Consider the following 12,096-nt stretch of genomic DNA (forward strand, 5'->3'; position numbering starts at 1 on the left):
AGGAGGCTAACGCCTCCTTTTTTAATAACTTAATGAAAAACCATCATTCATATTTGGCGACACAAATCAACACAAAAGACCAATAATGGCAACATCAAGCAAACATTTAAACTAAGAACAAACTAAAACTAGACACAAAATATTACCAAGCTAAGATATGTGATATTCAGCAAGAATATGGCTGAATTTATAAAAACAGGATAATTGATAATCAGGACGTCTTAGCAACGCAATTCCAACCTTCAGCCCTTGTTTTACGAGGAGCATTACGCCGTGTAATGACTGAATTTTGCGCGCTTGCTCAGACATCACATTGCAGGAATGATGTATGCAACACAACAGTCTCGTTGCCCGATATGCTCGCGGTAACCTCGTTCTCCAAATCCTCGTCGGTATCGTCTTTGGTATCTTACTAGCAACAATTTCTCCAAGCCATGCTCAAAGTGTTGGCATGATTGGTAGCCTTTTTGTTGGCGCACTAAAAGCCATTGCACCGATCTTGGTGTTCATTTTGGTCGCAGCATCTATCGCGAACCAAAAGAAAAACCAACACACTTACATGCGCCCAATCGTGGTTCTTTACCTAGCGGGTACCTTCTTTGCAGCACTAACCGCGGTATTACTAAGTTTCCTTTTCCCGACCAATTTAACGCTAGTAACCGGTGCTGAAGGTGCAACGCCACCACAAGGTATCGCAGAAGTTCTACAAACCTTGTTGTTCAAACTGGTTGATAACCCAGTAAACGCATTAGTAGAAGCTAACTACATTGGTATTCTTGCTTGGGGTGTTGGTCTTGGTCTTGCGCTTCACCACGCATCAGCAACGACGAAAGCGGTATTCGAAGATCTAAGCCACAGTGTTTCTCACATTGTTCGCTTCATCATTCGTCTTGCTCCGTTCGGTATCTTTGGTCTAGTTGCATCAACGTTTGCAACAACAGGCTTTGGCGCACTAGCAAGCTACGCACATCTGCTAGCGGTACTGCTAGGTTCGATGATGATCATTGCGTTAGTGGTTAACCCAGCGATCGTATACTTCAAAACGAAAGAAAACCCATACCCATTGGTGTTCCAATGTCTACGTGAAAGTGGCGTAACAGCATTCTTCACACGCTCAAGTGCTGCGAACATTCCAGTGAACATGAACCTATGTAAGAAGCTAGACCTAGACGAAGATACGTACTCTGTATCTATCCCGCTGGGCGCGACCATCAACATGGCAGGTGCAGCAATCACCATCACAACGCTAACGCTAGCAGCAGTACACACTATGGGCATCGAAGTTGATCTCATGACAGCAGTACTTCTAAGTATTGTTGCCGCAGTATCAGCGTGTGGCGCATCTGGTGTTGCTGGTGGTTCTCTACTACTGATTCCACTGGCGTGTGGTCTGTTTGGTATTTCAAACGACGTAGCAATGCAGGTTGTAGCAGTTGGTTTCATCATTGGTGTAATTCAAGACTCTGCTGAAACAGCGCTAAACAGCTCAACAGACGTTATCTTCACTGCCGCTGTTTGCAAATCAGAACAGCAAAAAACTCAGTAAGACTTATGCATCAGTAAGATTTACGCATCTTTGGTGTAGGAAATAGAAAGGGGAGCCAACGTGGCTCCCCTTTTTGTTTCCATTTCAGGGTGACTTACAAACGAACCGTCTTCCCTGTTTGCATCGACTCTAACGCAGCATCCGCTAGCGTCAGAGCAATCTCGCCATCTATGCCAGAGCAGCATGGCGCTTCGCCTTTCAGTACTTCAACAAAGTGTTGCCATTCCGCCACGTAAGCACGCTCATAACGCTCTAAGAAGAAGTACTTCGGTGTTGCGCCTGTTTGCCCTGTTTCTGTACTGCGGCTGACTAGATTTTCGGTCAGATTCGCCACTTGCAGCATACCTTTCTCGCCATGCACTTCGAGACGTTGATCGTACCCGTAACCAGAGCGACGACTGTTATGAATCGTCGCCATCGCGCCAGAAGGGAATGTAAGCGTCACCACACTGGTATCGATATCTCCCGCTTCACCGATGGCAGGATCTACCTTGCAACTGCCATGTGCAGTAACCGCGATTGGATCTTCCCCTAAGATAAACCGCGCCATGTCGAGATCGTGAATCGTCATATCACGGAACATACCACCGGACGATTTGCTGTATTGCGCTGGCGGTGGCGCAGGATCGCGAGACGTGATGATTACGCTTGCTGGTTCGCCAATTTGACCGTCATCCAACGCTTTCTTAAGACTCAGGAAATGCGGATCAAAGCGGCGATTGAAGCCTAATAAGAAAGGCACTTGATGCTGATTTACTACGCCTAAGCAATCACGTACTCGCCCCAAATCAAGGTCGATTGGCTTCTCACAAAAGATGGCTTTACCTGCTTTTGCTGCTCGCTCAATCAAATCCGCATGAGTGTCGGTTGAAGAGCAAATGCACACCGCATGAACGTCGTCATCCGCCATCGCCTCTTCTACGGTTTGGCGTTTTGTCTGCGGATACTGCGCACAAAACTGATCCGCATAGACTTCATAAGGTTCGATAAGCGAATAAATCGTGGTTTCTGGTGAACGTTCGATATTGACCGCATGGACTTGACCAATTCGACCCGCTCCAAATAAAGCAATATTAAACATAGTAATTCCCTTCTGTGTCGCTTAATCGAATTGACGGTTCATGCCCGCCAACATATCTGTGGCTATGTCGTAGTAATCCCCTTCCCACAGTTGGTCATTGAGGAATTCACCAGAATAGAAGCCGTCGTAACCTGTTTGGCGAATCGCATCGACCCATTCTTTTAATGGCACCTCACCTTGCCCTAACAAGTAACCGCGTAGAGCGCGCTCATCGGGCCAAGCCTCGCCCGGAGCAGGACGCTTACCGTCAGACAAGTGCACGTTGTAAATCAGCTCGGCATCGATATTTGCCACTTGCTCCAACGTTGCCCCGCGACATGCCCATAAGTGCCATGTATCCAGAACAAAACCAAAGTTGTCGCGGCCGACGGCGTCGTACAGGCGGAAGTAATCTTCCAACTTGGCGATTGGAGTCCAAGCCGCGCCTTCATATTGGAAACGGATGCCATAGCTCTTACCAATGTCGACAATCTGGCGAATGTTCTGTGCCGTGAGTTCGATGTTTTGCTCTTTGGTTAAGCCATTTAATGCCTCAAAAGCATTGAGCTGGATGGTAGGTGCACCCACGGCTTGCGCAAAACGGCACAACGTCTCTGAATCTTGGAACAATTGACGTTGGCCGGCTTTATCTGTCACTTCAACTGCGCCAATGATGTCGATCGCCGTTGGGACAATGCCAAACTCATCCATGCGCTGTTTGAGTTGTTCAGCAGTGAAGCCAGCTTGAATATAACGCCAGAGTTTTTCGGTGTGGATTTCGAGCCCTTGGTAGCCAGTTTCTTTGGCAAGTCGGACATCAGATAGAATATTGCTGTGCAGAGAGCACATGCCATGTAGAGCAAAACGCATCAGATTTACCTCTTCTCATTGCCCTGTACATTGCAGGACATAAGCCGAATTCAGCTCGAGCAAACCCGCAGCACAACCGCTAAGTTGCACCTAATCAGTGGACAAAGGTATGGAAAAATCTGCGCGCTTTACTGCTTATTCGCTCGCAGGATCGCGTCCCTATTCGAGATTACTGAGCGATGAAATTACTTCACTTCTCGACAAATCAGACTCACCGCAATCGCCTGCGCCAAATACATGGAGCTGCTGAGCGAACGGAAGCCCATCAATTCGCCTTCTTGCACTTCAAAACAGACATCCATTTTGCTGCCATGAGGCGTCATTTGGTTATCGGTAATGCAGACAATCGGCACGTTCTTTTTGCAAGCATCATCAATCAGTTGGCTGGTTTCTTCCGCGTATGGATTGAAGGTGATAGCAAACAGAACATCTTTATCGTTCATTCGTCGAGTTAACGGAGACAACATGCCACCGTGATCATCCAAGAGCACGACACTCTTGTCAGATTTCATGAGGGCGTACCAAAGATAGAAAGCCACTGGGTAAGCGCGGCGAGTCCCCTGAATGTAGATGGTTTCAGCACCATCCATCAGAGCCACTGCACGTTCCAGCTTTTGAGGAGAGACCGACATTTGAAGCTGTTCTAATGCTTCAATGTTTGCGTGTCCGAAATCTTGGAAGATGGCTTGAGGCGAGTCATGCGGGACGTCCTCCATCTCACGAGCTTTACGAACGCGCTCTTTATAATCTCTCGGGCGATTCAAATATTGATCGCGAAACAGTACTTGCATAGAAGTGAAGCCATCAAAGCCCATCGCATTAGAGAATCGGCTTAAGGTCGACAGGGGGACGTTAGCTTGCTTGGCAATGGTCGCCATGGTTTCTACCGCCACCAGCATCGGCTGGTCGGTTACGAAATCCGCGACTTGCTGCAAACGCCCGCTCAAACTGTCGTAACGCTTTGCGATTAACTCTTTTAGTGTGTCTAAATCTGCAGGTGCTTTCACTTCAACATCCATAGTTATACTGCTCTCCTATCAATGAACGCTTGGAGATAGAGGCCCCTTATAGTAACAAAAGGGGCCGCTATTTTAAGATAATAATTCAAAGTTTCGTACCGCTTCTTCTTTCACATAAGGCATCGCCTTTTGCATGAAGTAAATACGGTCAAACTTTTGTGGTTCCTGATTCATGTAATCGCGAAGATTATGGCCCAGAGCCTGACGCAAACAGGTGCCAATATTGAACTTGGACACGCGGCTTTGCTTGAGCTTGAGCATGTCTTCATCGCGGATACCACTCGAACCATGAATCACCAACGGCACAGCCACAGCATTTGCGATACGGTCTAGACGACCAAAATCGATAGTACAAGTTGGCTCGGTTAAGCGGTGAACGTTGCCGACAGAAATTGCGACACAATCAACGCCACTCTCTTCTGCAAAGCGCGCCGCGTCTTCCGGTTCTGTGTAGATAGATTTTATGTGGTCGCGACCTTCTTCGTAAGGCACCGAACCAATTTCACCCTCTACCGATGCTCCTAACGCATGCGCCACTTCCACGACTTTCTTGGTGCGAGCAATGTTCTCGTCCAACGTCAGTTGCGAGCCATCAAACATCACGGAACTAAACCCAGCTTTAAGCGCACGAAAGACGATGTCTTCTTCGTAAGTGTGGTCAAGGTGAAGCACAACAGGCACTGTGCTCTTGTGCGCTAGATTTAGGAACATCGCCGCAGCGGTTTCTACGCCATAAAAATCCACTACGTCTTTGTTGCAGGCTAAAATTACAGGTTTGTTCACTTGCTCTGCCGCTTCAACAACAGCACGTGCATCTTCAAAGCCGAACACATTAAAGCAAGGGACAGCGTAGTTAGACGCCGCAGCCTCCGGCAATAGGTCATTCAAATTTACCAACATGATGATTCCCCTACTTAAATTTCGCGATCATGTCTTTGATGCCAGGGATCGTTTCCACTTGGTATTCATGGTGCGGATCGAAGTGCTGAATCAAAGATTTCTCTGTTTTGCCAACAATGATGGTGAAGTAATACATTTCGTAACCCGGAGCAGCCACACTTGGGTGATAGCCTTTGTCGATGGCAATCACTGAGCCCGTGCGCACGTGGTAAACCGGACCAAAGTCGTCTTCGTGCTCGTATAGGAACTGCGCACCAAAGCCAAAATCTGGGTTGAAGCGGAATTGATACACTTCTTCGTAAAGGGTTTCTTTGCTGCCGTCAGGCTTAACACGATCTTCATCGTGCTTGTGTGGAGGGAAGCCAGACCAACCGCCTGCCCCAACGGTGAATAGCTCACTCACTAATAAGCGACCACGTTTGTCTGCGTTGGATTGACCCAGCACGTGTTTGATCTTGCGGTGTGTTTTGGTGTCATCTGAACCGTACTGAACCATGTCCACGTTCTCTTCGCGGACACAGAAAGGCTCCAGTGACGCTTCAAACTTACCACCCGCAATCATGACGTCAGCCTTGTCGCTCACACATTGGATGGTTGCGCGGTAGCCAAGTGGCACGTAAACCGCTTCTGGGTTGCCGTCCCAAACTGATTTACGCTTACCAATGTTGTCGAACGTTTCGCTCTCGCCGTCTTTCGTCACAGTGATACTGCAAGTACCGCCAGCCAATACGATGACAGACTCATACCCTTCGATAACATGGTCAAAAGTTTCGTTCTGATTCAAGAACACTTGGTTGAAGTAACATAGCGGCGTTACTTCGTCGTTCGCACCAATAATTGGTTCATTCTTGTTATCAAATGGTGGAATGTGTTTTCCCATTTTTCTTTTCTCCTCACAGTTCGTTTGATAACGAGACTGTCCTATCCTTCTGAAAGTGGCTTAACAAAAAAGCCGGGCCACGATGGTGTGTACGAGCACTGTTTGGTTACCCTCAAGTGACATACCGGCCCGGGAGACCAAACGCGCAGCAATGTGGTGCCCGAAAGCACCAAACCGTGCTTAACTTCGCGTCTCAATAAAATCGAATAATTGTTCCTTGGTTGGCATGGCTTCTGTGCAGCTGTGACCGCTGACATTAATCGCCGCTGCAGCCGTGCCGTTGCGTACGCCCTCTTCTAGCGAACCGCCAGTAACTAGCGTCCAAATCAGACCGCCGGCGAATGAGTCACCAGAACCAAATGGCTTATTGGCTTCCACTCGGAAAATGCCTTGCTCGAACTTATGCCCCGTACGGTCGTACACTTTCGAACCATGCTCACCGGCTTTCACCACCACCACTTGCGTGTTCTCCGTGAGGAATCGAGCCGCCGTTTGGTCATCATCGGTGTTACCCGGTGCAATGACGGTTTCCATCATGTCGAACTCTTCACGATTACCAATAACGATGTCTGAAAGACCCGCGGCAATGCCGTAGTAAATCGAAGCATCGGTATCCGTACGCCAAGAGTAAGGACGGTAATCGACATCCAGCACCACTAAGGTATTGCTGCGGCGGGCATGCTGCATCGCAATCAAAGTGGCTTCACGGCTTGGGCTTTCCGACAAGGCCGTACCCGTGACTACCAAGACTTTTGAGCTAGCGATGTAAGTTGGGTCGATCTCTTCTGGTTTGATGGTCAAATCCGATGCGTTGTTACGGTAGATAAGCACGGTGCAATCTTTTGGCTTCATCTCAGTGAATGCCACCGAAGTGCGCGAACCAGAATCATCGGTTCTCATACCATCAAGGTTGATGCCTTGCTCCGTCATGTAACCTTTGACGTAACCACCGAATGCATCGTCAGCCACGCAGCCAATAAAGCCGACCTTACCGCCTAACTTGGCAATGCCCACCGCAATGTTTGCTGCTGAGCCGCCAACGAATTTGTTGAAGCCGGAGATGTCCGCCATGTCGGTTTTAGCTTCGCGAGCGTAGAGATCTACGCCCGCACGTCCTAAAACGATGGCATCCAATGGTCGATTTATTTCAAGTGCAATGTTTGTCATCGTCTGTTCCTATTATTTGTATTCAACCCAAGCGGCGTTCTGGTCTGCAGATTCCACACACTTCTCGCATAGGCGTACGCCTTCGATGCCAGCGTCGATACCCGGGAACCAAATTTCAGACAGCGCTTGCTGGTCATCACGGTCCGCCGCATCGAACGCCAACGCGAAACGGTGGTACAAGTTCGCCCATGATTCAAAGTAACCTTCTGCATGGCCACCACCAACACGGTTGGAAGCCACACCCGGAGCATCTTGGTATAGGTAGCCCATACCGCGCTCTAGAATGCGTGGAGCTTCACCTTGCACTTCAAAACGAAGTTGGTTTGGTTGCTCATCCCACCATTCGATGGACGCTTTCGAACCGACGATGCGGATTTTTTGTTGGTGCATCGAACCTGCATTCACTGCAGATGCCCAAAGCGTACCGACCGCACCATCTTTGAATTGCATCATGATGTGAGCGTTATCTTCGAGCGGAGCACGTGACTGGATGAAGCTTTGACGCATGCAAGACAGGCGGTCGATTTCAAGACCTGTCATCACTTCACACAGGTAGAAAGCGTGCGTACCTACATCGCCTAGAACATAAGTTGGACCTGAGACTTCTGGGCTGACGCGCCATTTCAAACCTGGATCGTTTTTCTCGTACTCTTCGTTGTGGAAGCCATGAGCAAACTGCATGTTCACAACACGAATCTCACCCAGATCACCACGTTTCACCATTTCACGCGCTTGCTGAACCATTGGGAAACCGCTGTAACCGTACATCACGCCAATCACGCGATTGCGCTCTGCTGCGATCTGTTTGAGTTCTTCTGCTTCTTCCGTCGTGAAGGTGATTGGTTTTTCACACACGACGTGCAAGTTGGCTTCCAGTGCTGCTTTACAAATTTCGTAGTGCGTTGAGTTTGGCGTTGCGACTGAAACAGCTTGAATGCCATCTTCGCGTTGCGCTTCCTTCTCAAACATTTCTTTGTAATTTGCGTAGCAACGGTCGCCATCTAGACCTAAGTTCTCACCGAAATCACGACAACGATCCGCATCCAAATCGAATGCACCAGCTACCAATTTGAACAAACCATCACGCTGCGCCGCATTACGGTGCGAGTAACCGATCTGACTGCCACGACCACCGCCGACCATTGCCCAACGGATTGGTTGCTCAAAATGACGTTCTTCATTAAACATGTTTGACTCCTTGACAGGCTCTTGCTTAAGAGCCTATAAATCGAATTGTTGAAATCTGTTTTAAAGCTGGATGTTTTGATACATAAATCGGTTTGGGCTTAAACGCCGGCGCGTTGCGCTGCTCTGCCTTCTTCCCATGCCGCCACTTTCTCAGCGGTGTCGTCATTGCGTGTCACTTGAGGAAGTCCCACTTCCCACCAGCAATCACACTTAGACCAAGCCATTGGCGATACTGGGTCGATGTCAACCACAATCACGTAAGTACGGTCGGCTTCTTTGGCACGTTGGAATGCGTCATCAAACTGGTCGATTGAGGTCAGCTTCTCACTGATTGCGCCTTGCGCTTCGGCATGCTTAGCAAAGTCCACGCGAGCTACCTCACCATCAGGACGGCGACAGTCTTCCAATAGGTTATTGAACGACTCGTTACCCGTATTGTTTTGCAGCTTGTTGATCACCGCGAAACCACCGTTATCGCATACCACGACAATCATCTTGTGACCCGTCAGAACTGACGAGTAGATGTCTGAGTTTTGAATCAGGTAAGAACCATCACCGACGAGCACAACCACATCGTTATCTGGGTTCGCGACTTTCGCGCCCCAACCACCTGCGATTTCATAACCCATGCAAGAGAAGCCGAATTCAATGTCGAACTTACCAATTTGGTAGTTCTGCCAGTTCATCGCGAGCTCTGCTGGTAAGCCACCCGCTGCCGTAAGTACGGTGTCGCCCGGCTGCATAGATTTGTTGAGCTTGCCAATCACTTCTGCATAAGAAGACGTACCGTCGAGTAGGTCGCCTGGTTGAGGATGAGTACGGCGATGCACCACGGCCTTCCATTCATCCGCTTGCACTTTCGCCGTTGCCGCCCATTCGTCACTGCTACGGAAATCACCCAGTAGGTTAGACAGCTCAACTAAGCCACGTTTTGCGTCTGCTTTAACTGGAATAGCGCGATGTTTAATGGCATCAAAGCGTGCGGTATTGATGGTAACCAGCTTCATATCTGGGTTCTTGAACACCGACCAAGAGCCTGTCGTGAAGTCTTGTAAGCGAGTACCCACCGCCAACACCACATCCGCATGCTCTGCCATGTAGTTTGCAGAGTCTGAGCCTGTCACGCCGATTGGACCTGCGTTTAGAGGATTGTCTTGCAGCATCGTGGCGCGACCAGCAATGGTCTCAACCACAGGGATGTTGTGTTTTTTCGCAAAGGCAGCCAACTCGTCCGTTGCTAGTGAGTAATGCACGCCACCGCCAGAGATAACCAAAGGTTGTTTCGCGCTAAGCAACGCCGCTTTTGCATCTTCTAGATCTGCCACTTCTGGCTCTGGACGACGAATGCGGTGTACTTTTTCTTGGAAGAAGACTTCAGGGAAATCGTAAGCCACGCCCTGAATATCTTGTGGTAAGCCGATAAACGCTGGACCACAGGTTTCTGGGTCAAGCATAGTGTCAATTGCCTGAGGCAATGAGTGCATCAATTGCGTTGGCGAGATAATGCGATCCCAGTAACGTGTTAGCGGTTTGAACGCATCGTTACAAGTGATAGAAGGATCGTAGAAATTCTCTGGCTGTTGAAGCACAGGATCTGGCAGACGACTGACGTAAGCATCACCAGAAATCAAAAGCACTGGTAAACGGTTTGTGTGCGCGATACCTGCTGCGGTAACCATATTGGTTGCACCCGGACCAATTGAACTGGTCGCGATGCCGATGCGACGACGTAAGTTCGCTTTGGCATACGCGATTGCCGCTGTTGCCATCGACTGCTCATTTTGACCACGCCAAGTCGGAATTTTGTCTTCGATGTTTTTTAGCTGTTGGCCAAAACACGTCACGTTACCGTGACCAAAGATGGCAAACGCTGCACCAAACAGCTGTTCTTTTTTACCATCAATTTCAATCATTTGTGCGGCTAGGTACTGAGCTAGCGCTTCTGCAACAGTTAGGCGTACAGTTTTCATTGTCTTCCCCGGTAGTATCAATCATTTTTGTAGCCACGTTGTCTCCGCGGCTTGATACAGGGGAGACGAATCTCCCCTTCCTTGCTTGTGCTCTTATAGGCCGTATTTCTTCGCGTAGCCTGTGATGTTCTCGTAAGCAGTTGTCGCGTACGTCAATGGGTGCGCTTTCGCTGGGTCTTGCTCTGCTTCAACCAGCAACCAGCCTTGGTAGTTGCGCTCTTTTAGTGCTGCGAATACGTCGTCGTAATCCACGTCACCTGTACCAGGAACAGTGAATACGCCATCAAGTACTGCGTTTAAGAATGATTTGTCTGCATCACGCGCGGCTTTCATTACTTCTAGGCGAAGGTCTTTAAAGTGCATGTGACCAATACGGTGACCCCAACGTTTGATCATGGTCACTGGGTTACCACCACCGTAAGTGATGTGACCCGTATCTAGAGTCAGGTAAACCGCTTCGCCAGTGAATTCCATCATGATGTTGATGTCATCTTCCGTTTCACAGATGGTGCCGACGTGATGGTGGAAAGACAGCTTGATGTCGTGCTCGTTTAGAAGGTATTCCGCAACTTGAGTTAACTTCGCGCAGTAGGTTTTCCACTCATCCATAGTAAGGATCACGCGTTGAGAAAGTGGCGTGTTGATGTCGCCGTGAACCGTGTTACTCACTTCACCGAACACCATTGCTTTACAGCCAGCAGCCTTAAGCAATTTGATGTGCTCTTGCATCGCTGCGATTTCTTCTTCCGCAGTCAGCTTCATTAGATTGCCGCTGTACCAGCCAGAAGCGAGCACTAGGCCATGTTTTTCTAGTAGAGGGATTAGAACTTCTGGCTCACGTGGGTACTTAGTACCTAGCTCTGTACCAGTGAAACCAGCTTCTGCCATTTCACTTAGACACGTTTCCAATGGGATATCGCCGCCTAATTCAGGCATATCATCGTTGGTCCAAGTCAGTGGGCTAATTCCATATTGCACGTTGCTCATTTTTATTCTCCGACAATGTTTGCGTTATTTAATAAATGTCGTGAAGTAAAAGCGTGTTTTTATCGATGCTTTTCTTTCACCAATTTCGTTTCACTGGAAATTACATTAGCGAAAAAAAGACAAATTGAAAAATATTTTTCAATCAAAGCAATCGATGTCATCAAATTGTTAAATCATGAAAAAAGCTAATAGCCACGTGCCTTTCAAGCGAGTATGATCTGGATCTCATTTATAATTTATCATTTAAAATCATTAAGTTAAATAAAGCACATCAAATGAAAAATGTTTTTCATTATTTGATTTGGATAACACTTTAGGATAAAAAACGAACAGACACCTAGTCGAATAACAAAAGAGTAAATATGATTAAACCAACCGACAAATGAAAAATAATTTTCATACATCTAATAAACACAACAAGTCGGCAATATAGATATCCAATACTCGTACCCTACAAAGCGGAGTATTGGCCGCTACCCAACTGGCTCTTATTCGATGGTTAAGGGAAG

At 48.1% G+C, this 12,096-nt stretch carries 10 protein-coding genes; 1 reads left to right on the plus strand and 9 read right to left on the minus strand.

Translation table 11 applies throughout. The features are described 5' to 3' along the window. Positions 1 to 328 precede the first annotated feature (328 nt). Positions 329 to 1,546 (plus strand): serine/threonine transporter SstT, encoded by a 1,218-nt coding sequence (gene sstT / locus ITG12_RS23750; protein ID WP_038868957.1) that lies wholly within the window; start codon positions 329 to 331, stop codon positions 1,544 to 1,546. A 94-nt stretch (positions 1,547 to 1,640) separates the two neighbouring features. Here the strand turns inward: sstT and iolG are convergent, their stop codons facing one another. The 9 genes from iolG to iolE form a co-directional block, all read right to left on the minus strand. Then, positions 1,641 to 2,627: an inositol 2-dehydrogenase gene (gene iolG, locus ITG12_RS23755; RefSeq protein WP_042600545.1), complete on the minus strand. Its 987-nt coding sequence runs from the start codon at positions 2,625 to 2,627 to the stop codon at positions 1,641 to 1,643. A 21-nt stretch (positions 2,628 to 2,648) separates the two neighbouring features. Continuing rightward, positions 2,649 to 3,476 (minus strand): sugar phosphate isomerase/epimerase family protein, encoded by an 828-nt coding sequence (locus ITG12_RS23760; protein ID WP_248874268.1) that lies wholly within the window; start codon positions 3,474 to 3,476, stop codon positions 2,649 to 2,651. Positions 3,477 to 3,661: 185 nt separating this feature from the next. Next, positions 3,662 to 4,495, minus strand: a complete 834-nt coding sequence (locus ITG12_RS23765) for a MurR/RpiR family transcriptional regulator (RefSeq protein WP_005437844.1) — start codon at positions 4,493 to 4,495, stop codon at positions 3,662 to 3,664. Positions 4,496 to 4,567: 72 nt separating this feature from the next. Beyond that, on the minus strand, positions 4,568 to 5,395 hold the full coding sequence (locus ITG12_RS23770) for a class II fructose-bisphosphate aldolase (protein ID WP_005437843.1): 828 nt from the start codon (positions 5,393 to 5,395) through the stop codon (positions 4,568 to 4,570). Positions 5,396 to 5,405: 10 nt separating this feature from the next. Further along, on the minus strand, positions 5,406 to 6,275 hold the full coding sequence (locus ITG12_RS23775; protein ID WP_038868950.1) for a 5-deoxy-glucuronate isomerase: 870 nt from the start codon (positions 6,273 to 6,275) through the stop codon (positions 5,406 to 5,408). A gap of 180 nt (positions 6,276 to 6,455) precedes the next feature. Next, positions 6,456 to 7,442 carry a 5-dehydro-2-deoxygluconokinase gene (gene iolC, locus ITG12_RS23780; protein WP_038881302.1) on the minus strand — a complete coding sequence of 329 codons (987 nt, stop codon included), beginning with the start codon at positions 7,440 to 7,442 and terminating at the stop codon, positions 6,456 to 6,458. Positions 7,443 to 7,454: 12 nt separating this feature from the next. Then, the gene (locus ITG12_RS23785) at positions 7,455 to 8,630 is read right to left on the minus strand and encodes a Gfo/Idh/MocA family oxidoreductase (RefSeq protein WP_038881300.1); all 1,176 of its coding nucleotides are present in this window, start codon (positions 8,628 to 8,630) and stop codon (positions 7,455 to 7,457) included. A gap of 98 nt (positions 8,631 to 8,728) precedes the next feature. Next, positions 8,729 to 10,600, minus strand: a complete 1,872-nt coding sequence (gene iolD, locus ITG12_RS23790; protein WP_038881297.1) for a 3D-(3,5/4)-trihydroxycyclohexane-1,2-dione acylhydrolase (decyclizing) — start codon at positions 10,598 to 10,600, stop codon at positions 8,729 to 8,731. Between the two features lie 93 nt (positions 10,601 to 10,693). Then, the gene (gene iolE / locus ITG12_RS23795) at positions 10,694 to 11,587 is read right to left on the minus strand and encodes a myo-inosose-2 dehydratase (protein WP_038881294.1); all 894 of its coding nucleotides are present in this window, start codon (positions 11,585 to 11,587) and stop codon (positions 10,694 to 10,696) included. Between the last annotated feature and the right edge of the window lie 509 nt (positions 11,588 to 12,096).

This window comes from Vibrio sp. ED002, assembly GCF_023277445.1.
Lineage (GTDB): Bacteria > Pseudomonadota > Gammaproteobacteria > Enterobacterales > Vibrionaceae > Vibrio > Vibrio jasicida.